This window comes from Leptospira terpstrae serovar Hualin str. LT 11-33 = ATCC 700639 (assembly GCF_000332495.1).
GTDB classification, from domain to species: Bacteria; Spirochaetota; Leptospiria; order Leptospirales; family Leptospiraceae; genus Leptospira_A; species Leptospira_A terpstrae.
In genome coordinates this window covers 44214-68605 of record NZ_AOGW02000015.1, presented here as the reverse complement: position 1 = coordinate 68605, position 24392 = coordinate 44214, and the positions used below count along the sequence as shown (strand labels likewise).

At 39.2% G+C, this 24392-nt stretch carries 23 protein-coding genes; 17 read left to right on the top strand and 6 right to left on the bottom strand.

The features are described from left to right. Positions 1-15: 15 nt before the first annotated feature. From LEP1GSC203_RS15120 to LEP1GSC203_RS15110, 3 genes are all read right to left on the bottom strand, one after another. The gene (locus LEP1GSC203_RS15120) at positions 16-1140 is read right to left on the bottom strand and encodes a hypothetical protein (protein WP_002974944.1); all 1125 of its coding nucleotides are present in this window, start codon (positions 1138-1140) and stop codon (positions 16-18) included. A 1-nt stretch (position 1141) separates the two neighbouring features. Next, positions 1142-3046: a DUF1538 domain-containing protein gene (locus tag LEP1GSC203_RS15115; protein ID WP_002974952.1), complete on the bottom strand. Its 1905-nt coding sequence runs from the start codon at positions 3044-3046 to the stop codon at positions 1142-1144. Positions 3047-3144: 98 nt separating this feature from the next. Beyond that, on the bottom strand, positions 3145-4638 hold the full coding sequence (locus tag LEP1GSC203_RS15110) for a sulfurtransferase (protein ID WP_002974909.1): 1494 nt from the start codon (positions 4636-4638) through the stop codon (positions 3145-3147). A gap of 379 nt (positions 4639-5017) precedes the next feature. Between LEP1GSC203_RS15110 and acpP the strand changes: the two genes are divergently transcribed. From acpP to LEP1GSC203_RS15075, 6 genes are read left to right on the top strand one after another with little or no spacing between them, the layout of a single operon-like run. Then, positions 5018-5251: an acyl carrier protein gene (gene acpP / locus LEP1GSC203_RS15100; RefSeq protein ID WP_002974954.1), complete on the top strand. Its 234-nt coding sequence runs from the start codon at positions 5018-5020 to the stop codon at positions 5249-5251. Between the two features lie 53 nt (positions 5252-5304). Continuing rightward, a complete protein-coding gene (rnc, locus tag LEP1GSC203_RS15095) occupies positions 5305-6033 on the top strand; it encodes a ribonuclease III (protein WP_002974934.1) in 729 nt (242 codons plus the stop codon). Continuing rightward, positions 6030-6494: an NUDIX domain-containing protein gene (locus LEP1GSC203_RS15090; RefSeq protein ID WP_002974960.1), complete on the top strand. Its 465-nt coding sequence runs from the start codon at positions 6030-6032 to the stop codon at positions 6492-6494. Before rnc ends, LEP1GSC203_RS15090 begins: the two co-directional genes overlap by 4 nt. Beyond that, positions 6491-7582 carry a 3-dehydroquinate synthase gene (aroB, locus tag LEP1GSC203_RS15085; protein WP_002974981.1) on the top strand — a complete coding sequence of 364 codons (1092 nt, stop codon included), beginning with the start codon at positions 6491-6493 and terminating at the stop codon, positions 7580-7582. Before LEP1GSC203_RS15090 ends, aroB begins: the two co-directional genes overlap by 4 nt. Positions 7583-7584: 2 nt before the next feature. Continuing rightward, a complete protein-coding gene (locus LEP1GSC203_RS15080) occupies positions 7585-8481 on the top strand; it encodes a mechanosensitive ion channel family protein (RefSeq protein ID WP_002974942.1) in 897 nt (298 codons plus the stop codon). Then, positions 8456-9196: a toxin-antitoxin system YwqK family antitoxin gene (locus LEP1GSC203_RS15075; RefSeq protein ID WP_002974947.1), complete on the top strand. Its 741-nt coding sequence runs from the start codon at positions 8456-8458 to the stop codon at positions 9194-9196. Before LEP1GSC203_RS15080 ends, LEP1GSC203_RS15075 begins: the two co-directional genes overlap by 26 nt. A gap of 21 nt (positions 9197-9217) precedes the next feature. Here the strand turns inward: LEP1GSC203_RS15075 and LEP1GSC203_RS15070 are convergent, their stop codons facing one another. Both LEP1GSC203_RS15070 and LEP1GSC203_RS15065 read right to left on the bottom strand, forming a co-directional pair. Then, a complete protein-coding gene (locus tag LEP1GSC203_RS15070) occupies positions 9218-10237 on the bottom strand; it encodes an LIC_10230 family protein (RefSeq protein ID WP_002974968.1) in 1020 nt (339 codons plus the stop codon). A 7-nt stretch (positions 10238-10244) separates the two neighbouring features. Continuing rightward, complete coding sequence (locus LEP1GSC203_RS15065; RefSeq protein ID WP_039938161.1) at positions 10245-11231, bottom strand: hypothetical protein; 987 nt, start codon at positions 11229-11231, stop codon at positions 10245-10247. Positions 11232-11291: 60 nt separating this feature from the next. On the opposite strand from LEP1GSC203_RS15065, the gene LEP1GSC203_RS15060 reads away from it, so the two are divergent. The 11 genes from LEP1GSC203_RS15060 to LEP1GSC203_RS15010 all read left to right on the top strand — a co-directional run bounded on the left by LEP1GSC203_RS15060 (position 11292) and on the right by LEP1GSC203_RS15010 (position 23268). Continuing rightward, positions 11292-12644, top strand: a complete 1353-nt coding sequence (locus tag LEP1GSC203_RS15060; protein WP_039938160.1) for an ABC transporter permease — start codon at positions 11292-11294, stop codon at positions 12642-12644. Continuing rightward, the gene (locus LEP1GSC203_RS15055) at positions 12637-13332 is read left to right on the top strand and encodes an ABC transporter ATP-binding protein (protein ID WP_002974941.1); all 696 of its coding nucleotides are present in this window, start codon (positions 12637-12639) and stop codon (positions 13330-13332) included. Before LEP1GSC203_RS15060 ends, LEP1GSC203_RS15055 begins: the two co-directional genes overlap by 8 nt. A 1-nt stretch (position 13333) precedes the next feature. Next, on the top strand, positions 13334-14113 hold the full coding sequence (locus LEP1GSC203_RS15050; RefSeq protein WP_002974972.1) for an ATP--guanido phosphotransferase: 780 nt from the start codon (positions 13334-13336) through the stop codon (positions 14111-14113). A 60-nt stretch (positions 14114-14173) separates the two neighbouring features. After that, the gene (locus LEP1GSC203_RS15045; RefSeq protein WP_002974926.1) at positions 14174-16726 is read left to right on the top strand and encodes an ATP-dependent Clp protease ATP-binding subunit; all 2553 of its coding nucleotides are present in this window, start codon (positions 14174-14176) and stop codon (positions 16724-16726) included. Between the two features lie 26 nt (positions 16727-16752). Next, complete coding sequence (locus LEP1GSC203_RS15040; RefSeq protein WP_002974938.1) at positions 16753-17187, top strand: hypothetical protein; 435 nt, start codon at positions 16753-16755, stop codon at positions 17185-17187. Continuing rightward, positions 17184-17963, top strand: coding sequence for a tetratricopeptide repeat protein (locus tag LEP1GSC203_RS15035; protein WP_002974922.1), 780 nt, complete (start codon positions 17184-17186; stop codon positions 17961-17963). Before LEP1GSC203_RS15040 ends, LEP1GSC203_RS15035 begins: the two co-directional genes overlap by 4 nt. Then, a complete protein-coding gene (mtaB, locus tag LEP1GSC203_RS15030; protein ID WP_084765003.1) occupies positions 17960-19249 on the top strand; it encodes a tRNA (N(6)-L-threonylcarbamoyladenosine(37)-C(2))-methylthiotransferase MtaB in 1290 nt (429 codons plus the stop codon). The genes LEP1GSC203_RS15035 and mtaB overlap by 4 nt, the downstream gene beginning before the upstream one ends. A 55-nt stretch (positions 19250-19304) precedes the next feature. Beyond that, positions 19305-20075, top strand: a complete 771-nt coding sequence (locus LEP1GSC203_RS15025; protein WP_002974887.1) for an efflux RND transporter periplasmic adaptor subunit — start codon at positions 19305-19307, stop codon at positions 20073-20075. 1 nt (position 20076) lies between these two features. Beyond that, on the top strand, positions 20077-21330 hold the full coding sequence (locus LEP1GSC203_RS15020; RefSeq protein WP_002974962.1) for an ABC transporter permease: 1254 nt from the start codon (positions 20077-20079) through the stop codon (positions 21328-21330). Then, complete coding sequence (locus LEP1GSC203_RS15015) at positions 21331-21999, top strand: ABC transporter ATP-binding protein (protein ID WP_002974901.1); 669 nt, start codon at positions 21331-21333, stop codon at positions 21997-21999. Between the two features lie 96 nt (positions 22000-22095). Further along, entirely contained in the window at positions 22096-23268 is a 1173-nt protein-coding gene (locus tag LEP1GSC203_RS15010) for a trans-sulfuration enzyme family protein (protein ID WP_002974984.1), read from the top strand. Here LEP1GSC203_RS15010 and LEP1GSC203_RS15005 read toward each other — a convergent pair. Further along, positions 23228-24391, bottom strand: a complete 1164-nt coding sequence (locus LEP1GSC203_RS15005) for a multiheme c-type cytochrome (protein ID WP_039938158.1) — start codon at positions 24389-24391, stop codon at positions 23228-23230. The genes LEP1GSC203_RS15010 and LEP1GSC203_RS15005 overlap by 41 nt on opposite strands. Position 24392: the final 1 nt, after the last annotated feature.

Here is a 24392-nt window from a genome sequence, read left to right as displayed (position 1 = left end):
GTTTTGAGGGGTATTTCATTTATTTTTGGTGAGTTTCGATTGGTAAGAAAATGCTTTTGGGATCTCCATTGTATAGGCAATTCCTTCCATTTCTTCCCCGAAAAAACCAAGTTCATCTAATTCACTGAGTACTTCAGGTAGATTTTTTTTGGGGATGAGAAGGTTTGCCACTTCTCTTGCCGGAGTGAAAGCATTCTTTTCATTTTGAGAATGGATGAGTTTGTTTATTGAAATTGTAGAGCTAGAAACTCCTACTTTTCTTAAACTCACAAGGGCAGTTTCCATTGTTTCTTCCTTACAATTGAGGACAACATTCACCCCTTCGAAATAATTTCTATGGCGAGTGGATTGGCGGAATTGGTTGGACTTTTTTCTCCAATCCATATTTCCATATAACTGATCTAATGCGGAAATGATTTGGTCCATACTTGCTGCTTGTTTAGGACCTTCCAAACTTACCTTGGTATTGAGCAATCCACGTCCCACCGGAAATTCAAAGATAAATCCGCGCCCAGGCAAATCGAGTCTACCCACTTCAATAATAAAATCCATCGCATGTTCTGCGTCAGACGAGTGGACGATGAGTTTTAAAATTTCTTTTTCTTTCGGAATGGTGATCCGTAATAGGCCCAACTTATCACGCAAACCCGTTCCTGTTCCATAACTGATGGTAGGAACAGCCACTCCATTTTGTAAAAGCAAACGAGCAATGGGTTCTGCCGATCCGCGAGGAAGGATACAAAAAAGACCAGTGAGTCCAGAAAAACCAAAGGCTTTACTTTTTTCGTCCGTTGTAAAGATATAATCAATAGGAACGGGACTGTGTAAGTCGACAGTTTCCGAATATACTGTTCCATGTCCTGGGATATTTAATTCTGCGGCATCCCGAAAGAGGGTGAGTAAAAAGTTTTCTGCAATTGGCTCAGATAAAACCTCAAAGATGGTCACAGGTGTGTCAATGATGGAGTGGTTTTGGTAAAAATCGAATAACAACCGACCACGTTTAGCAAGAACGGGATACCTTCCCGCTTCCATATGAAAATAGTGGATTTTATTTCTTTTTAAAGCAGAGACAACGAGGTCAGTTAAATCTCTATGAACTATGGCTGTAATTCTTATCGCTTTTTGTTTTGAATTCATTTTATTTCTCTTTTAACTCGGAATCACGTAACGAGAGTTTGTGGGATTTTTCCACCATCATACCCATAAGTAAAACAGAAAGAATGGGAAACGCAGAAGCTGCAGCAAGGATTCCGAATCCATCCACTGTGCCCATTTGGTTTCCAATCCCGAGTCCCATGGCGATGATTAATGGAACTGTGATGGGACCCGTCGTGACACCGGCACTATCCCAAGCAATATCGATAAACTCTGATTTACTGAAGGTATTTAAAACAAGTAAGGATAGATAAACCGGAACTAAGATCCATACCAGTGGGATTTCTAGTAAAATCTTTAACATCCCGAGTAAAGTACCAAGGCCAACACCAACAGCCACTGATTGGATGAGGAGGGATTTACGAAATGTTCCTACAGTTGTTTCTTCGACTGTTTTTCCAAGAGCAGATAATGCTGGTTCTGCGAGGGTGGCGCTGTATCCCAAAAAGAAAGCAAATACTAAAACAACTAAGTAACCTAATAAATTATCTTCTTTTCCAAATATGGGACCATGGATGGGAACGTATTCGTAAACTTTATTGGTTCGGTTCCAATTCTCTTCATGGAAAGGAATTCCTGTGTAGGATTTTCGTTCTTTGAGATAGAAAAATTTTTCTTCTTTACCTTCTTCGTTTACGGCTTTTAAAACTGATTTTGGATTGAAGTTAGGAATGAATTTTGTAGAGTCCACAAGTTCAATCGAACGAAATGTAGAGGGAAGTTTCCCTCCCACTTGGTCTCCTAGTTTGTTTAGTCCAAAGATAATCCCAAAATTAAAAATGGTAAGACCAATAATGGAAAAACCAATTCCTAAAAAAACTTCTTCTGGGTAAGGGATTTTTTCTCTAAGTATGAATGCCAAAAATAAAAATAAAAAAATCGAAAGGGGAAGAATTGCTCTTATTGCTAGTTGTACGGCACCGAAAATAATCTCTTTAGCTTTTTGATATAATTCCGGTGCAGAAGTAGTTTTCGGTAAGGATACTTTTTTTATAGGAGAAGTCCAATGGGAATCACCAAGCAGTAGTTTTGCTTGCGCTAAAGTGATGCCTTGTTTGAAAAAAGTTTCTTCTGGCATTGGTTTGGGTAATTGATTTGAAAAATACATTCCCACAAGAAATACAGAGAGCACTGGGAAAAGAGAAGCAAGAGTCACAACTCCATAGGCGCTGCTTTGTTCGTTTTTTTCAGCAACCTTAGAGATTCCAATACCTAAAGCCACTACCAGAGGAACTGTCACGGGTCCTGTGGTGACGGCACCTGAATCCCAAGCTAATCCTGAAATGAATTTTAAGTTTTCATCGAAATAGGCGTAAATACTTACACCTAACAATATAAATATGGTTGGGACAAGGATCCTCATCAAAGAAAATCCAAATAAAAATCGCAACATCCCAAACACTACTGAAATTCCCACACCGATGGCTATGGATAAATAAAGATAAAGAGATCCTTCATTGAGTAAAAAGTAAAGGAGAGGTGCCTCCCAAGGTAGAACTTTACTACCGCATGCACGTAGTATGGATATGGCAGGTTCGGCAAGAGTTGCCCCAACTCCCATAAAAACAGAAAATAACATGATGCTAAAGATTCCTAATTTTTGTGGCAATCGTAATCCTAAGGCCTCACCCAAGGGCATAAGTCCAAGAAACAATCCTTCTAAAAAAAATGTGAGACCTAGGACTACAGCAGAGATTCCCAAGGCGATGAGGCCAGCTTCTTTGATAGGGATTCGTAAAATAAATAATTGAAAGAGCGCAAGGTATAAGACAATCCAGACGACTGCTTTGATCTGGCCCCAAATTTTTTTCTGAAAATATGGTACTACTAGGGTGATGGTTTCTCTAAATCCAATTTGGATGGATTCTTCTTTTTCGTTCCTTGCCATAAAGACAAACTGACTAGGAAAAACATTCTTGCAAAGGGAATTTCAAAAGAATGTCTCCCGGCAGATGCCAGGAGACCAAGTGTAAACTGGGAAAGAGATTAGAACTTGTAAGCCTTATCTTCTTGGATGAATTTTTTTGTGGTGGTTGCCGTGAGATTGACTGTCGGTCGAACTACATGTGTTGGTTCGTTATACCAAAGGAAGTTGGAAATACTTGAGGTATCAGTTCTCCATTTAAAATCAGCTGGAACTTGGTTTACCGCTCCTGTTCCATGTCCTGCGACAAGTGCGGTCCATTCCACAAGGGATCCATCATAATATACAGTTGGATATCCGAGGATATTTAAAGAAGCAAATCCATTTACTTGTGCTTCAAAGTTTGTACGGCATTGGCTGACAATGGTAGTTCCTGGTGTGTAAACAGCACGAGTAGTATCAAAAAGTGTTTTGATTGCTGCTTTGTCTAAGAACTCATAGCCGTCTGCATTGTCTCTGAGTAAGTCAGCCCAAGGGAATGTTTTTGAGGATTTGATACTTCCTTCAAAAGGAACAAATGTTTGGTTCCCTGCTGTTGCAGACGGTGCCCCAGAAGATTGGTAGGAAGTTGTGATATAAGCTGCGCTTGCTGGATTCACAACTAGAGCGTTTCGTGCAACATTTAATCCTTGGGCTGTCCCATCATACTGTGCTGCTGGCCTTGCATCAATGATCTGTTGTTTAGATGTAAGTCCGGCAATTGTTGCTGCTCCTCCGGTTTTTGCTATCTCATATACATCTTCTAAACCTAAGGTTAGGACTGTGTTATCCACACGGAGTTGTTTTACTGAAAATCCTGCATTTCGTTCTAAGTTGATTCCTGAACGACTTGTAGATAGAGCAATTCCTGCACCAGTTGCTTTTTTGTTCAGGTTTCCATTGAGGATGGCGAGGTTTTTAATGTCTGCACCCCAATAACGTAACCAATAAACTCCTCGTGTTACATCTTGTACGGCACCAGCTCCCACTGCTTTGGCAGGATAGGCACCAGCGGTGATTCCGTTTCCTGTTCCCACAGCAAAGACAACTAAGTCTTTAGAAAGATTGATTCCAAAAGTTTTTAGCCAATCATCCACAAAAGCTCCATTAGCTTGGTAACGTACTGAACTGGAAAAAAGTCCTGTATCTCTTGTTTGGTTGAATCGAAATCCGCCACTTGGTAAATCCACTGGTTTGTAATCATCCAATAGATAGACATAAACGCCTTGGCTTGGATTTTCTGCGACGTATGGGGAAGCGGCACCACCTGCCACGCGGTCTGCTGCATCGGTTTGTAATATGATTAGGTTTCCTGTAATATGGCTTGGTTTGTTTGCCTGCCAGTTACTTTGAAATCGAGCCAAAGTTTGCGGTGTAATCAGACCCCAATTGTTTTGGTTATAATCATCTGCCGATTCGTTTACCAAATCACTAGCTGTATTCACTTTGATTTGGTTGGCAGCAAATAAAAGTAGTCCTGCCAGTAGAGTGTTGTTGTCTTCTTTCTTTTCTGCACAGGATACCGAGAAGGAAAGTAGGAGGGAAGTTGCGAGTGTTCGAGTCCATTTTTGAATCATGGAGTTCTCCTTAAAAAAATATTCTTGGAATTGTTTTCTGAATAAGGTAGGGATAAGGGAAGCCGTTTCTGCTATAGCAGAAGTTAAATCTGTTAAAATAGAGCAATGGATTGGAAATCAGGCCAGGATTTTGGAAATTGCCTGGAAGCTGAGGCCTTCTGTTCTCTTTTCTCAGCAAATCGGACGATTTCAAACCAAGTTAATATATGTTAGGTGATGTTAGAATGATGTCAAAGGTTTCAAGAGGAAAATAATCTATTTAGACTTGCCAAAAATTCCGACAATTTCATTTTAAAAAAACGCTAGGCGTACATATATACCTAGCGGAAAACGATTTAACACTTGCCCCACTGATTAACAGTGGCCTGGAGGATATAAAATGGCAGATTTCGAAAAAATTAAGTCAATCATCGTAGAACAACTTGGTGTTGATGAATCAGAAGTTACACCTGAAGCTCACTTCATCAATGATCTTGGTGCTGACTCTCTTGATACAGTTGAACTAGTTATGGCTCTTGAAGAAGAGTTTGGTGTGGAGATTTCTGATGAAGACGCAGAAAAAATCCAAACCGTAGGCGATGTAATTAAATTCATCGATAAACTTAAGGGGTAATTCCCAATCCAAAAACCGGGTTCCCCGAATAGAGGAACCCGGATCTTTGTACCTTGTCCGACTCGATTCGTATTAAACTTCCTCCCGAAAGAATTTCCTCTCTCAAAGAACTTCAATCTCTTACCAAAACTAAGTTTCAGGATATTTCCCTCCTCCACCTAGCATTTGTTCATAGGTCTTTTGCAAACGAGGACTCGGATCGTTATCTTTCTGATAATGAACGTCTAGAGTTTTTAGGTGACTCCGTTCTCGGTATCCTTGCAGCCGAATTTTTATACAGATCCCTCCCAAAAGGAAAAGAGGGAAAACTTGCCAAATTAAAAAGTAAAATGGTTTCTGCCCCTGCCATTGCCAAGCTTGCCAGATCTTACCATTTCCCTGATTTTTTGCTTCTAGGCAGAGGAGAGAGGGAAAAGGGGGAATCTAATACCAATCTCCAAGCAGACTGCTTTGAAGCCTTTCTAGGGGCCTTGTATCTCGACCAGGGACTCGAGAGTTGTCGTAAATTTCTTACTCCCCACTTTCAGATCATGGAAAGGGATGTGGATGACGCTGAAGAGACAAAAGATTATAAAACCATTTTGCAGGAATTTTGCCAAAAGAAATGGAAAAAATTACCAGAGTATTCCGTTATGAAAGAAGAGGGTCCTGACCACGACAAAGAGTTCCTTATTTCTGTTGCTTGCGAAAATCATTTTCAGGCAAGCGGAGATGGAAAGAACAAACGTCGGGCAGAACAGATGGCAGCAAAAGCCGCTTTACGATTTCTAAAAATACTATGATCGACTTTTTAATAAAATCCAAATCGATGCGGGTTCGCGTTGCAGCCCTCATCCAAGATCCAAAGGGTAAAATTTTACTTGTACAACAGCAAAAAAAACAATCGGGGTATTGGTTACTTCCCGGTGGTGGGATTGAATTTGGTGAGTCAGGAGAAGAGGCACTCAAACGAGAACTAAATGAAGAGTTGTCTCTGGAAGTAAGCCAAATGGAATTTATTTTTTTAAATGAATCCATTGATCCAAATAAAAAACGCCACTTGATCCAAATCGTTTTTTTAACGAAAGTAAAGGATTTGTTACCGATCCTAAATCCAAAGGAAAAAGCAATTTCTGGATTCGGATATTTTACCACCAAAGAAATATTATCCATGGACATTCGTCCGGACATAAAACATTACTTCCGGGCCAAAAGCACAAATAAACCTAGATATATTTCCAGCCCATGGGTGAATGAACCATGAAGTTATCGGAACGTGAAATTATCGGACAGGGTTTTCGTTACCCGATCGAGTTACACGAAGACTTCCAGGGCCTAACGGAAAAATTAAATTCCCTACCCAAAGTTTCCAAAGTTTATGTCCTAACAAGTCGCGAAATAGCCGGCATCTACGAAAAATACATTACCAAAGAACTTAGGTCACTCGGCGCCCCTTTCTCCTTTATTTATCTGAAACCCGGAGAAAAGAACAAACATATCGATCGAGTCAAAAAAGTATACAACCAACTTATAGAAACAGATGCGGATAGAAAGGCAGTAGTCATTGCCTTTGGTGGGGGAGTCGTTGGAGACTTTGCTGGATTCATTGCTGCCACCTACCAAAGGGGGGTGAGGTTTGTCCAAGTTCCCACAACTCTCCTCGCCTGCGTTGATTCTTCTGTTGGTGGAAAAGTTGCGGTCAATGTAGATTCTGGAAAAAACATGGTGGGAGCTTTTTACCAACCAGAGTTTGTATTTGCCCCTCTTTTTACTCTATCCACTTTACCTGAAAAGGAATGGAGTTGTGGTCTTGCGGAAATCGCAAAACATGCGTTTCTTGATGGCGGCGATTTTTTTGAAAAAATATCTAAATCAAAGCGTTCGGATTATTCTGCGGATTCACTAACTCTTCGTTATGCGATTGAAGAGTCAGTCCGAGTTAAGTCAGGAATTGTCTCACAAGATGAAAAAGAATCGGGGCTTCGTGCCGTTTTAAATTTGGGACATACAACAGGTCATGCGATTGAATCTTTAACCCAATATAAAAAATACTCTCATGGGGAAGCAGTTGCTGTGGGTCTTGTGACAGCTTTACTTTTGTCACGGGAACTTGTCGGTTTTTCAGAATCGAATTTTCAAAAAGCCATTTTTCTTATGAAACAATTGGAACTTCCAACACGATTAGAGGAAAAACCAGAAGAGATTCTTAAACATATGGAACATGACAAAAAAAAGGAAGGCACTTCTTTAAAATTTGTTCTATTAGAAGATTTTGGAAAACCAAAGTTTGGTGTTTCTGTGGAACGTAAAACCATCCTTGAAATTCTAAAACGTCAGAAAGGAAAGTTATAAAAATGGGTGGAGGAAGTCTAAAAGAATTCTATTTGGATTTAAATCCATTAACTTTACTCCAAAGCTCCGGCCGTGATTTTGCAGAAACTATGATCCTATTCGGATACATGGTGGTATTCGCAATTTTCTCTTATAAAATTACTATGATTCTCGTAGAAAGAATCAAACCAGCTCCTGATGCAGTTCACGAATACAATCGCAGAAAGGTTGCTCGTATGGGATTCCTAATGGTCTTTGGAATCGCATACCTCCCGATTATTTTTTCTAGTTTATCACTCCTGCCTACGGTCCTTGGTCTTGCCGGAGCGGGGATTGTCATTTCACTGAAAGAAGTGTGGCTCAATATGGTGGGTTGGTTTATGATAATGGGAGCCAACGGTTTTAAAGTAGGTGACCGTATTGAACTCGACAACATCAAAGGTGATGTTGTGAATATTGGTTTTTTTAAATTCACTCTACTAGAAATTGCCTCTGATCCAAGATTTGAACAATCCACAAATAGGCTCATTCACTTCCCTAATTATAACGTTGTATTACATAGATTTTTTATCGTTTCTGAAACTATGGATTTTGTTTGGGATGAGTTTCGTGTGTATTTGGATTTAAATTCAAATTGGGAAAAAGCAGAGAAAATTTGTGCCCAAATTCTCCAAGAAGAATTGGTTTTAGCACCTGAATTAGTAGAATCTAAAATTAGAGAAATGTCAAAGAACTATCTAGTAAGACTTGGCAAAACTACTCCGATTGTGTATACTTCTTTAGAACCAGAAGGCACTATATTAATGTGTTTACGTTATTTAACTCCCATCAGGTCGAAACGTCTCAATCGAATCCTTATCTCGAAAGAAATTCTTACAAAGTTCAAAAATGAAAATGACATCCACATCCACACCCATTAAAGACAATTCGATTTGGATATTTTTATCCTTATTAGTTTTTATTTTCGCTACAGGCTTTTTGATTGGACCTTGTAAATCAACTACATCCAGACCTGGTTCTGTTCCCAAAGAAGCAAACTTTGAGAAAAAAACAAACCTCTACCAAAGCACTGCTGATGGATTCTATCGGGAATGGTATGATAATGGAAACTTAATTGCCGAAATTCCTGTGAATGCTTTGGGGCAACCTAACGGGTATGGAAAAAAATTAAACTACCTGACTGGAATTACGATCATGGAAGGAAATATGATCAGTGGAGAAAGAGACGGCCTCTGGAAGTTTTATTTCTCTGATGGTAAACTTTATATTGAACAAAATTACAAAGCAGGGAATCGCAAAAAACAATTGTGGATTCGCTCTGCGGAACTTGGAAATGAAACAGGTTCTTACCAAAGATACTTTCGTAATGGTCGTTTGAATGAAAAGGGTTACTTTGACGGCGGACTCCGCACTGGGGATTGGGTGCGTTATTACCCGGATACTAAAGTAGAAGAAAAGGGAAGTTACCAAAACGATAAAAAAGTGGGTGAGTGGTTCTATTATTATCCCACTGGAACCAAAGAGGCCTCTGAACTTTATTCCGACGAAGGAGAGTTAATTGCTAGGTCTACATACTATCCAAATGGAAATGTTTGGTGTTTGGTGCGTAAAGGGAAAGATCCGGAGTGTCATTAGACACTCCTTTGTTTTGTTGGATTAGAATTCGGTAGCTTTTCCGAAAAGGCCTAAATGGTTTTGGATTAAATCAATATTAAAAAGTAACAGACTAAATAAAAACGTTACAAACAATACAATCAAAATGGTGCTAAACACCGCAAAAAAACTATTTCTCAAAAACCTAAATTGTAGATAAGCAAAACTTACAGCTAAGTTTATCCAGTTACTACTATTCTCTTCTCCACCCACTTTTTTGTAATTGAAGATATAAAATAAAGATAAAAGTCCAAGTAAAAAGAAAATAAAGTAACTAAATTCAGTTACATAATGTTTTTGTAAGAGAAAGAGCGGAATGTAAATTAAGTTTCCGATTAATATTCCAATTAGAATGATAAACACCACATGAAAGATCGGACCGAAGATAGATCCAGTTTTTGTATTACTGGGAGATCTGCCTTCTTCTTCTAAAGATGAAGAAAACTGTAAAGACTGAAATCCTTCCGCTAATTCTTTGTTTTTTAAAATCATGCGGTATGCTATCACGCTGATTCCATAAGTGATTATTAAATAAACAAAATAGAAGTAAGCCAAAACTTCCTGTTGTAAGATCAAATTGAGTTGGTAAAATACTTTGGGAGCTAATACAACAAAGGATACAGGATAAAAAACATTTGCCAATGATTTATGAAACCAAGCTCTAAATGCATACGAAACAGCTGTCGAAAAAGTTAATAGTAAGTAAAATAAAGAAAGACCCAAGACTAATTTTTGACCCACTAATACTCGTTTGATATTTTCTTTTGTCTCTTCTTGTTCTGTATCAACAGGGAGTTCTCTTGATTCCAACTCTATCAAAAATGATTCTAAATAAGAAATTCTATTTAAAACTCCATTTTCAGAAACTACCTTCGGTTTCATAGATTCCGCTGTAGATTCAGAGGATTCGGTAGATATAAAATCCGGGAATTGGACTGAGTAATCAACAAAGAGAGAGTGTAGGATTACAATAGCAATCAATAGAGAGGCAATGATCGGGAGTTGTTTATTCAATTTTTTCATAAAAAGACTATAGAATTACAAAAATCGTCATCATACCAATGGCGAGTACCACTAACATGATTATGTAAGGCCATAAATGGAAACTTTCATCAGCAGAAAGTGTCGGATTTTGTTTGGCTTTTGAGACAGCAACAGTCGGTGAAGCAACCGAATTCATAATATTGGCGGCACCATGTTGGGTGTCAGTTGTTTTTATTTTTACTGAGTTTTCTTCTTCAATGATTTTTCCATAGACTTGTTCATTGATTTTGATGACAACTTCCGAGAAATTCTTGTTATTCGAGATGTTTACAATTTTAGCTGGGATTTGTTTGATCGCACCAGACTCTTCTTTTAATTCCAATGTATTGATAATAGAATCTGTAACTCCATCTCCAGGAACCAAACGGATGTACACATTGTCACCTGCTTTGAGTTCTACGAGAGGGACTCCATTGACTGGAGAGAGTTGAAATTTGAATTGAACAATTTGTTTGTCTGCAGGAATTAAAAATCCTGAGGCTTGTGGCACAGGCGTTACTGGAGGAGCTTCTTTTTTTGCAATTTCCTCTTCGTCAACGGTAGTTTTGGCAATATCATTTGGATCAATCAGTTCAAAATGGAGTTCTACCTTGGGTTCGGAGTTTCCAGAGGTCCTTTTGTGTATTTCGCTGAAAACAAAGTCTAAACGGTCTGTTAGGTTGTGATCCATATAATGGAGGATTTCTTCCAAAAAACTTTCAGAACCAAATTTAGTTTTGATCAGCTCTTGGAGGGACTTGGTAATGTTCTTTTGTTGTTCCCCTTTGTAGATCACCCGCTGCATTCGGTTGTAAAAGTCCTGAAATGTGGACCGAACAGGCAAAAGGGATAGTGGGCTTGTACACGAAACTCCCTCAAACTTCACCGATTTGGTTTCAACCGGGTCAATGACTGCAGCAATCATGGTATAAACCATGTTGGCCTCGTCTCGAAGGTTTACTTTGACAGAATAATAGTTTGGTGTCTCAGGCATAAGGTTCTTTTTTGACAGTATCCATCTTTAGAAGAAAGCTGTCAAAAAGATTAGGTCATCATGGGAATCGTCTCTTTAATCACAATCCGTTACATCCGAGGGTCCAGAGTGCTGGGTTTCCTCTCCATCAAATCCAGGCTGTCGTTCATTGTTATGGCAGTCGGAGTGGGTCTCCTAGTAGTAGTCCTCTCCATTTTCAACGGATTCCAAAAACAAGTAAAGGAATCGCTCTGGCAAGGAGGACCTCATATCACGATTGAGAACTCTTATGGTTCAGGGGCGATATATGATTTTGAAAAGGTCATTCACCATCTCAAGTCCGACCCGAAACTGGCAGAGTCCTTTGTTTCCGTAGAAGGAAATATCACAAGTCACGGTCTCATCCAAAGTAATAACAATTTTAATCCTATTATGATTCGCGCAGTCCCCGTGGACTCGATAGAAAAATTAGTGGAGAATGGATTGCCCAACTTTCCTCGGATCTTACAATATGATCGCGATGAAATCCAAGCCATCAATACGAAGAAACTCGTGGTGGTGGGAAAAGAGATGAGTGCCATTTACGGATACGGACTTGGTCGGGATATCACGATGGCTGTTCCTGGAGGAAGGTTTACTGTCGAACGAGGCGTTCAAGTGAATGTACAAACCTTTCGTTTGGTTGGTCTATTCAAAACGGGATATTATAATTACGACTCTAAGTTCGTGTTTTTGTCTCTCCCTCAAGCCCAAGAGTTTTTTAAAATGGAAGGTGCGGTAAACCAAGTGGCAATCAAGGTTCGCTCCCTTGATGATTTAAAACTTACCAAACAAAGAATTTTGTCTCGGTTAAACGAAGATAATTGGAATAGTAAAATTCAAGATGAAACTTCTTGGTCAGTCAGAACTATTGCTGAAGAACAGGAAAACTTTTTGGCTGCCCTAAGACTTGAAAAAACTATCATCTCCATTATTGTTTTTCTTTTTATCGTTCTTGCGGCTCTTGGAATGGTTGCTACCGTTCACTCTCTCATCCGTGCGAAACGTAGGTCCATTGGAACTTTAAAAGCACTCGGTCTTGCTTCAAATGATATTTTGCTCATCTTTACATTGAATGCAATGATCGTGGGAATTTTATCTTCACTTGTTGGTGGTATGACCGGGATATTCATCGCAACAAAATTAGAAGTCATCATCAATGTTATCTCTGAGATCATTAATGGGATTGGTGGTTTACTCAATCCAGGCGATTGGGATCCAGTGGAACTTGTACCAAAAGATATTTATTATTTTGATCATATCCCTGTCGATATTGATATTTCTTTTATCTTTATGGTAACAACTGCAGCAACTATCCTATCCGGCCTTGCTGGATATTTTCCGGCACGAATGGCCGCTAATCTAAACCCTGTGGATACAATAAGAAATGACTGAAATTAATGTAAAACCAACTGTTTCTGTTCGCAAATTAGAAAAATACTACCAGGTTGTAGACAAACGTTATCATATCATTTCAGGTCTCGACTTTGAAGTGTTGCCTGGTGAAATTGTGTCTGTGGAAGGAGCTTCTGGTGTTGGAAAGTCTACACTTCTCAATATCCTTGGAGCCATGGATTCGTTTGACGACGGTGAGGTGGAAGTTTGCGGAGTAAGTCTTAAGAACTTAAACGAAAAACAGAGAGAAACTTTCCGTGCTGAAAAAATTTCTTTTATCTTCCAACAACACCTTTTGTTACCGGACTTTACCGCCTTAGAAAATGTGATGATGCCTCTTCTCATAGCAAGGATGAATCCTTCCTTAGCGAAACAACAAGCTACTGAAATTTTGAAAAAAGTAGGTCTGGGAGAAAGGACAGAAAGTTTCCCTTCCCAACTCTCTGGTGGAGAAAGTGCCCGTGTGGGAGTGGCACGAGCCCTTGTGGGTAGAAGGCAACTCATATTGGCAGACGAACCAACAGGGAACTTGGACCGAGACAACTCAAGGCATTTGATGGATCTTATCAAGGAACTCCAAAACGAATTTAAGTTTTCTTTGATTCTTGTGACTCATGACTTGGAGCTTGCCTCCATGGCTCATAAACGAAACAGGATCGTGTCGGGACAACTAACCCCAGTTAATTGAGATGAAATTTTGTCGTTTTTGCGGAACCAAAGAAATTCAGTTTCGTAAAAGCGGCAAGTTTGGCTGTGTCCACTGTGCTCAAATATTTAATTTTCCTAAACCGAATCGCAAAACAAAAATCCAAGAAAACAAAATTAAAAACTTAGAATCCTTTCTTAAAACTAATACAAACTCAATTCAGCTTTTGTCTTTTCGAACTCGAATCACAAGAAATCTAAAATCGAGTCTTTTTCCCTATTATGATCCAATGATTGACAAATCAAAACAATTGTTAGTTGAAAATGGGTTGGGTTTTGATTTAGTTCAGGATACGGATTTTTCTTTTGAGAATTCCGTTGGGGATTTTGAACCAAGGACAGGTTTTTATCTTGGATCGGAAGACCATATCCGTTGGGAAGTAATTACTCCCCATTCTCTCACGAATGGGAATCAAAACTTACTTTGGGAAAAAAAGAAAATTTCTATCTTTCGATTTTTGTTCCGCAATTCCCTTTGGGCGAAGCTTCCTGGGATTGGGTTTGTTTCTTCTTGTCCTAGCAATTTGGGGGCGGGAAGGAGGGATTCACTCCTTCTTGGACTAGATCCGGAGGTCGTTTCTGAGTTTTTTTCAATTTTGCAAACATTGTCTGAATTTGGTATAGAATTTGCTCCTTCCACCGATCATAGAATGAGGAACATCGGAAAAGACCGAGTTCTTGTCGTAAAAATCTCGTGGAAGAACGCTTTGGCAGTTCAAAAACGTCAGTTTTACAAAATTCTTGGTTTACTAGGCTCCTATTAAACCGGTACGGTCATGATGGGAACAAGGACGTTCGTCTAATTAACAAAGGCAGGGTGCGGCATGTTGGAATTCACCAAAAGAGCAAAAAGAGTCATCAACGAAATCGCCCAAGATGAGGCTAAACGTTTAGGCTCCGATTTTATCGGTCCTGAACACATTCTACTTGGGCTTCTCCGGGAGGAGGACTCTGTCGCGATTAAGATTCTTACGAATCTAAACATCAATTTGAACGAACTCCGTAAAGAAGTCGAAAAGAGAACTCGTGAGGGTTCCGGTGCCTTGTTATTGGATGTAAGCCAAGGACAAGACAAATACCAAAAAATGATCGAAGTTTCTAAAGAGGAAGCAAAACGCCTCAAACATAACTATGTGGGAACAGAACATATTCTTTTGGCACTACTTCGCGATAACAATAATATCGCCGGTGGATCGTTATCATCTTTCAGCGTAAATTATAACGTCATTAAATCTGAGATTTTACGACTTCTGGGAGCACCTCCTTCGGGGGCTGTGGGTGGAAACACGGGGACTCAATCGGGTCCGCAAAGCCAAACCCAACAAACGGCAGCTCCTAGACAAGAAAAGAGTAAAACTCCTATTTTAGATGAGTTTGCACGGGACTTAACGCAACTCGCTCGCGAGAAAAAATTAGATCCAGTGATTGGTCGTTCCAAAGAAATCGAACGGGTCATTCAAATCCTTTCTCGTAAAACAAAAAATAACCCAGTTCTCGTGGGAGAGTCCGGTGTCGGTAAAACTGCCATCGTAGAAGGACTTGCCCAAGCAGTGATTGAAAAGTTGGTTCCAGATCTCCTTTTCGACAAACGAGTGTTATCCCTTGATTTGGCAAGTCTTATTGCAGGTACTAAATACCGTGGTGAGTTCGAAGAACGATTGAAAAAAATCATGAAAGAAATCGTTACTTCGCAAAACATCATCATCTTTATTGATGAGTTACATACTCTCATTGGAGCTGGGGCCGCGGAAGGGGCAGTGGATGCAGCAAACATTTTAAAACCAGCTCTTGCCCGTGGGGAACTGCAATGTATTGGTGCGACAACCAATAACGAATACCGCAAGTACATCGAAAAAGATTCTGCTTTGGAAAGAAGATTCCAAATGGTAAAGGTGCTTGAACCTTCCGTTGATGATGCGGTTCTGATTTTAGATGGTTTGAAAAAAGCTTACGAAGCCCATCATAAGGTTCGTTATACGGAAAAGGCAATCGAACAAGCGGTGAAATTATCTCATCGTTATATCAACGATCGATTTTTACCGGACAAAGCGATTGATATCATTGATGAAGCAGGTGCTAAAGCTCGCCTTGCCAATTGCCAACGGCCAAATGAAATCAAAGAGATCGAAGAAGAAATCAAAGCTCTTTCTGTGAAAAAAGAGGATTTAGTTCGTAGCCAAGAGTATGAAAAGGCGGCTGCAGTTCGAGATGAAGTGAATCGTAAAAAAGGCCTTCTGGATGAAAAAACCAAACAGTGGCAAGAACGAATGGAAGGATACGCGGTTTCCATCGAAGAAGAAGATATCCTATCAGTAGTTAGCCTCTGGACTGGAATTCCTTTGAAAAAGATGGAAGAGTCTGAGAATACAAAACTTCTCAATTTGGAAGAAGACATCAAAACTCGCATTGTGGGACAAACCGAAGCCATCGAAAAAGTGGCACGTGCCGTTCGCCGTTCCCGTACAGGACTCAAGAGCGAAAAACGACCTACGGGATCGTTTATTTTCCTTGGACCAACAGGTGTGGGAAAAACGGAACTTGCAAAAGCACTCGCAGAACAACTCTTTGGTTCTGAAGACAATATGTTACGTATTGATATGTCAGAATACATGGAACCACATGCGGTTTCTCGTCTGATTGGAGCTCCTCCAGGTTACGTAGGATATGATGATGGTGGCCAACTTACCGAATTCGTGAGAAGAAAACCATACAGTTTGGTTCTCTTGGATGAAATCGAAAAAGCGCACCATGATCTTTTTAATATTCTACTCCAAATTATGGAAGAAGGGAATTTAACAGATACCAAGGGACGTAAGGTAAACTTCCGCGATACCATCATCATCATGACATCGAACATTGCAGCGAAAGAAATTTCGAAAGGTGGACGATTGGGTTTTGAGGATTTTGCCGATGAAAGAGAAACTTACAAAGCAGAACAAGCTAGGGAACAATTGAAAAAACATTTCAATCCTGAGTTTCTAAACCGTGTGGATGAAGTCGTTTACTTTGCTCCTCTCAAAAAAGAAGAGATCGTAAACATTGTGGATATCATGTTGAAAGACTTCAACAAACGCCTAACGGAAAAGAAAGTGCTTGTGGATCTTTCATTTGCTGCTAAAGAACATTTTGCTACCATTGGATATGACCAAAACTATGGAGCACGCCCACTCAGACGTGTGTTCCAAAGAGAATTGGAAGACTATATGGCAGTTCAATCTCTGAAAGGTGTCTACGACAACCCAACTAAGATTTTTGTAGATTTAGCAGAGGGGAAACTTGTGTATTCAGAAACACCGTGGACGGAATACACTGAGGCACCCAAAAAGGATGACGGTTCTTCTCCAAGTGCCGAGGAAAAAGATTTGGCTCTCGTTTAGAGAGCCTTTCGGAAAGGCGAACGGAAATGGCTATCCTCATTCCCCTCGTCTTTCTGTTTTCCTATTTTTTTATTCGCAAAGTTTGGTTCCAACTTCGGAAAATCCGCACGGTGGGAACCATCGAGCGGATCGAATTGGGTTACATTCGCCCTAATCTTATTCTCCCTGAAGTCAAAGTTTATTATAAATACTACTTCCAATCGGGACTCTACTTTGGTTCCGGTTATCTCAATTTATCAGATTTTCTACCAAATCAGGAATTTCACGTCCATATGGGCCTCGGTGAAAACCCAATACTCTATACTGCCGATTCCGAGATCATCACTGAGGAACATATCGAACATTACTTGCTTTCCAAGGGGGGCAGCGTTTTCCTATACCTGGACCCCATCGAACCCTACCATTCCAGGATTGATTCGGTCAATTTGAACTCCATTACAGTTCCTTCGGACCTTTTATGAAACATTTTATTCACATTGCCGCTGTTACTTGTCTACTCGTAACATCTCTTTTTGCACAAGAAAAGGAACAAGTTGGTTCCGCATACTTTCAAGCTGTTGATGAATACAAGGTAAAAAATTACAACAAGTCGATAGAACTTGTAAAAGGCCTTTTGACTGATGGCAAATCGTCTTATGAATTCTATGCATTGCTTGCATTTAACTATGATAAGTTGAATGACTTTGAAAATTCCTATAAAAATATTTTAGAAGCAAGAAAACGAAAACCTGATGATGAGGATCTTTTGCAAGCAAGCCTCGCCATTTTGACTCGTCATAAAAAATGGAAACCAGCCATTGAACTGGCTGAAAAAACCATCCCACTCTATCCCCAAAATCCCGAAGTTAGATATTTTTATGCTTTAGCACTTTCTGAAAAAGGGGCATCTAAAACCGCACTTTCCCAAATTGAAAAAGCAAAGGCTGGAAGCCCCAGTGATTTTCGGATGTTGGAGTTAGAAGGAAAAATTTATTATAATTTAAAGAACTATGACAAAGCAGATGTTAGTTTACGTTGGGCATCAAGTTTAAACCAAAACTCTGCGGAAATATGGAATAATTTAGCTCTTGTGCAAGAGTCCTTATACAAATCGAATAAAAAATTGGGTAAAAAATCCCAAGCAAATACTTATTTAACAGAAGCTAAGGATTGTATCAAAAAAGCATCTGATTTAAATGGGGAAAGTAATACGATCAAAGAAAATTCTAAACGGATTGTAGCACTGAACGAACTGTGAAAATAAAGTTTCATACACTCGGTTGCCGGTTGAATTTTTTTGAAACCGATGGTATGTACTCCGTTCTAAAAGAAAAAGGTTTTTCCCTTGCTCAGGCGGAAGAAGAAGCTCAGTACATCGTTGTCAACACATGTACTGTAACCAATAAAGCGGACGTAAAAAATCGGAATATCATTCGTAATGCCATTCGTACGAATCCAGGTGCTAAAGTTTATGTAACAGGCTGTTATGCAGAAACGGATAAAGAAGTATTGCAAAATATCCCTGGAGTTTTTGGTGTTTTCGGAAATACGGAAAAAAGTGCACTACCTTATAAAATTTTAGAGGATTGGGAAGGAAAAGAATTTTATCCCCATAAAGCACTCGATCGTTTTTCTTATTCCGATGTACTTCCCGAAGGCCATACCCGTGCTTATTTAAAAATCCAAGATGGTTGCAATAGAAAATGTTCATATTGTAAAATTCCTGCAGCAAGAGGCCTTGGTGTCAGTAGAAACTACAATGATGTTTTAGACCAAGTTAAATACCTTCAAGACAACGGGGTTGGTGAAATTCAACTAACTGGCGTTAATTTGGGTTGGTACAGATTAGAAAATGGTGAAAAAGGATTTTTAAACCTTTTGGAAGATATTTTAAAAGTTTTAGAATATTCTCGAATTCGACTCTCTTCCATTGAACCACCGGATGTAGGATCAGGCCTACTTGACCTTATGAAACATCCTCGGTTTTGTAAATTTTTGCATATTCCTATTCAAAGTGGAAGTCGCAAGGTTTTAAAAGATATGCGAAGGACTTACCATCCAGATGCCTTTCGTACAAGAATCGAACTAGCGAAAGAAAAACTTCCCAATTTGTTTTTAGGAACAGATGTGATCGTTGGTTTTCCCTCGGAAACAGAATTGGAGTTCCAAGAAACTAAACAACTATTAGTGGAACTTGGTTTTGCAAAACTTCATGTTTTCCCTTATTCAGTTCGTAAAGGAACAACGGCCGAAAGTTTTGGAGATCCCATTCCTGGTGATGAAAAAAAACGCAGAGTGCTCGATTTGATGTCACTCAGTTCTGAATTACATACTCACTATGCAGAATCAGTAATCGGAAAAACTTATGAAGCCATTTTGGAAAGTGACGGTAGGTTTGTTACCGACAACTATTTGAAAGGAAGACTAAACGATTCTTTCCGGTTTGATACTTTACAAACTGGCCAATTTGTAGATGTTAGGTGCTTAGAATACAAACCAGCCAAAGATAGAGAAGGTGAGTTTGTGTTCGGATTGTCACTTTAGTTTTCCTTAGAAAAAGAATTCCCAAAAATAATCGATTCGATATGATTAGGTCAACATGGATCGTAAAAAACTGTATATCATTGGTTCCGTTCTTGTAATCGTTCTAATTGTTACTTCTTACTTTTTCATTCGAAATTCTCAATCGAATCGTCTCGGAATCGAAAGAGGTTCGTTAGTAGAAGCTGTTTATGCTTTAGGAACTGTGAGGCCAGTCGATAGTTTTAGCTTAAAATTTGGTATTGCTGCTTCGGTCCGTGAAATTTTTGTGGAAGAGGGGCAAACAGTAACCAAAGGTGAAGCTCTCCTTGTCAATGATTCAGGAATTACATTTCGTTCTCCTTTCAATGGAACCTTAACGAAGTTAAACGTAGCCAAAAACGAAACGGCTATGCCTGGAATTCCTATTTTGGAAATTCAGAATTTAAAAGAAGTTTATATATCTGTTTCTCTCGATCAAGAATCTGCATTACGTGTCAAACCTGGACAAGCTGTCCAACTTAGTTTTGAATCCATTCGCGGAAATGTTTATAAGGGAAAGGTGGAAAGGATTTATCCATCAAATGGTCAGTTTTTAGTTCGAATAGAACCACAAGAACTACCACAAGGAATTTTACCAGATATGACAACCGATGTTGCCATAGAAGTATCCTCTAAAGAAAATGCAATATTGGTTCCGTTAGTTGCCGTTGATCGCGGAAAAATTACTCGGTTTCGCAATGGGAAACGTGATAAAATTGAAATTCGCATTGGCGCCATCAACTCGGAATATGGGGAACTTCTCCAGGGAGATTTGATAGAAGGCGACGAAGTATTGGTTAAAAACTAATATGTTGTTTCTTGCCTTAAGACAAATCCTTTCTAGGCCTCAACAATCCATTCTCACACTCATTGGGATTATACTTGGAACTGCAGGATATATTGTATTTTCGGGGATTATGCTTGGGTTTCAAGCAGTGATCACAGACCAACTTGTGAATTCAGATGGACAAATCAAAATTTCTCCCAAAGACGAATTAGTTACAGAACGTACTTTTGAAGATGTTTTTTTTCAAGGAAAAACTGTCCGTTGGCTTTCTCCACCTTCCGGAAGGACGGACAATTCTCGATTAACGAATGTTCTTGGGTGGATGGAAAAATTATCCAACGATCATAGAGTTATTTCCTTTGCCCCTCAACTCACTAAAGAAGTTATTTTTGTTAATGGAAAAGCAACGGCACCAGCCAGGTTTGTCGGTGTTGATCCCAATATCCAACCAAAGGTTACTAATTTAAGTGATTATATCGTGGAGGGAAAATTATCGGATTTGTCGAGAGGAACTTCCCTTGCCATAATGGGAGAAGGGGTATTGGGTAAACTAGGTGCAAAAATTGGAGATACCATCTCAGTATACATTCCGGGAACTGATTTAATCCCACTCAAGGTTGTTGGTATTCTGAGTACGGGCAACCGATTAGTTGATGAAGTGACTGTTTACTCTTCCTTATCAACAGTACAAAGTATCACAAAATCAAGTGGGGAAATCTCCCAAATCATTGTAAAAATTAAGGACATTCGTGCAGCAGCACAAATAGCAGAAGATTGGCGTTACTTTAGCAAAGATAAGGTAGAAAGCTGGGACGAAGTGAATGCAAGTATTCTGCAGGTTTTTAGAACACAAGATATCGTTCGTAACTCAACAACATTTACGATTATACTTGTAGTAGCCTTCGGAATCTATAATATCTTGAATATGGTGGTGAACCAAAAGAAAAAGGAAGTAGCTATTCTTCGTTCCATTGGTTTTGATGAAAAGGATACAATTCAATTATTTATATTTCAAGGTTTGTTTTTAGGAACACTCGGTGCAGTAATTGGTATTTTTGTAGGACTTCTCGGTTGTTATTATATCGATGGTATACCCATCGGTGATCCAAAACAAAATTCAAAAGCATTAATGAAAACCATGATGATATCTTGGGATATAATGATCTATGTTAAAGGTTTTTCTATTGCAGTACTCAGTGCGTCTATTGCAAGTTATATCCCTGCGCGAATGGCAAGTCGACTTTCACCAGTTGATATCATTCGAGGAGCAACATAAATGATTGGTATTGAGGCCAAAAATATTTTTAAGTCATTTGGCGAACCTCCCCAAGTTGTGTTAAAAGATGTATCTTTGGAGATTGAGGTTGGGGATTTTGTGGCTCTTACAGGAAAATCTGGATCAGGAAAATCGACTTTGTTATACATAGTGAGTGGGCTTGACAATCCAACCAGTGGTGAAGTCAAACTGGGTGGAAGTTCTCTTATAGGAATGGGCAGTGCAGAGATTCATCGGTTAAGAAATTTATCGATTGGTTTTGTCTTTCAGTTCCATTACTTACTTCCTGAACTTACTGGACTTGAGAATATTACTATGCCAGCTAGAAAAACCGGTTCTCATAAGGCGATGGAAGAATATGCTCTTCATCTTATGGAAAGTTTTTCTGTCTTACATTGTAAGGATAAGTATCCAAACCAAATGTCTGGTGGAGAAGGGCAAAGGGTTGCCATTGCAAGGGCACTTGTTCAAAAACCAAAGTTTCTTTTTGCTGATGAACCGACCGGTAACTTAGATACAGCAAACGGTGATAAGGTGATGGAGATATTCAAACGAATCAATCAAGTGGATGGGACTACCATCCTTTTTGTTACGCATGACCCTGATTATGCGGGTCTTGCGAGTCGAAGGGTCCACATGATTGACGGTAAAATCGCAGAAATTTCTTAAAAATTCTGTTATATTAGTTTAAATTCGATTCTATAGCAGATATTTTCCAAAAAAAATGATGAATTCGAACGTTCATCACCAACCTTGGTAGAAGATATGTTTGAACACTTTGAAACTGACGCCATCCGCATCCAAACCAAACGCACTGGGGAAAAAGAACATTCCACCCCTCTATTTTTAACTTCAAGTTTTGTTTTTGATGACGCGGAACATGCAAGGGCTCTCTTTGCGGAAGAAGTTACCGGAAACCAATACACTAGATTTTCGAATCCCAATACAACAGAACTAATCGATAAACTTTGTTCTTTGGAACATACAGAAGATGGAATTGCAACGGCATCAGGAATGTCTGCAGTGTTTACTTCTGTGTTTGGACTTATCAAATCAGGTGATCATATCGTATCGGCTCGCGCCATTTTTGGGTCCACACATCAAATTTTTGCGAACATCCTACCTCGTTTTGGTGTTACTACAACCTATGTTGACATCAACAAACCAGAGTTATGGGAAGATGCCTTTCAAGAAAACACAAAATTGGTATATATTGAAACGCCTTCCAATCCAGGCCTTGATATAGTCGACTTAGCTTGGGTATCATCACTCTGTAAAAAGAAAAAAGCGATCCTTGTCGTAGACAATTGTTTTTGTTCTCCTTACATCCAAAGACCAGCTGACTTCGGAGCAGATATTGTAATTCACTCTGCAACCAAATATTTGGATGGCCAAGGTAGGGTCATTGCTGGTGTCATTTTAGGTAAAAAAGAATTCATCCAACCGATTCGTTATATGGCTCGTAATACTGGTCCATCCCTTTCCCCGATGAATGCTTGGATTATTTCAAAAAGTTTAGAAACACTTGCTATACGAATGGAAAGACATTCTGAGAACGCAATGAAGTTAGCCGAGTTTTTCGAACAATCACCAGAAGTAGAACTAGTTCGGTATCCGTTTTTGCCAAATGATCCAGGTTATACGATTGCGAAAAAACAAATGAAATTGGGTGGTGGAATTGTTTCTTTTGTCATCAAAGGTGGAGTGGATAGAGCTAGGAAATTTTTGGATTCATTAAAATGGTTTTCTCTTACTGCAAATTTAGGGGATACAAGAACTACTGTTACTCACCCCACTTCAACAACACATTCAAAGTTATCAGAAGCAGAGAGACTTGCAGTAGGAATTTTACCTGGACTCATTCGAGTTTCTGTAGGTTTGGAACATATAGATGATATCATTGCGGAAGTGAAGCAGGCACTTTTAAACTCAAAGTAAATAATAAATAACGAGATTTCCTTTTTGTATCAAGGGACTCTTGTAAAAACTTTTTGGATTGTTTGGAAAGTAGGTTTCCTTTTTCTACTAATTGTTCTTCAAAACTCCTGATGTACTGCTCATCAGGATCTACTTCAATTTCCCACAAAAATTCTTTTATCAATTTTCCTTTTGGTTCATAATCAAAACGTACAAGATGAGATCCTTGAGGTTTGATTCTCGTATCAAAGTATTCTTCGGTTAATTGTGTATTCACAAACCTTCCCACTACCGATTCTTCGAGTAGGATCCGTGGAGCAGTTTTTTGTATGGCATAAAAACGTAAGTAAATTTTGGGAACTATGTAAGTCGGAAACTCATGGCCAATTCCGATAGATTTTAGTTCCGCTTGGATTTGGTAGTTACCATTTTTTTCTATAATGTTCCATGTAGGTTGTAGAGAATTTTGCACAAATGTTTTATCATGGATTCCCTTCCATGAATGTTCTCTATCGGGCATATGACAATTTTGGCATTGGATTCCTTGTTTTGCAAATGGACTTTTTTCCCATTCCGTATAGACTTCCATAAGCCTCTTTCCATTGAGTTTGACTCCCGTTTCCTTACTTGTATGACAAGACTTACAAAATTCGGAAGATTCAAATTCCTTTTTCGCAATGTATCCGTTATGCGGAAGTTGATTCGACGGAACAGTATTGACTAAATTTGTCTTTGGCGGCGGGCCAAATCGAATTTGATTCCGAATGTGGCAAGAAGCGCAAAGGATGGATGGATTAGAAATTCCCTCGGGAAAATTATGCAATTTTGAATTTAGAATCTCTGGTGTTTGGAATTCAACAGAAAGTTCTGATTTTGTTTCTGCCAATGGTGAATGACATTGCAGACACGATTGGTATTCCTTTGAAGACAAAATTTCTTTTTGCCATAAGAAACCTTTGCTGATAGATTTTGAATGATAACTTTTTCTCCAATTTTGAAATTGCTCTTTATGACATGAGCCGCATCCTTTTGGATCCAAATTTTTTTCTAGAGTGGAGAAATGTAAGGGAGGAAGGCCTTGCTCGGAAATGGGATGGTTCCAATGAGATTCAAAAAAGTTTTTTTCTGAACAGCTTACGAACATT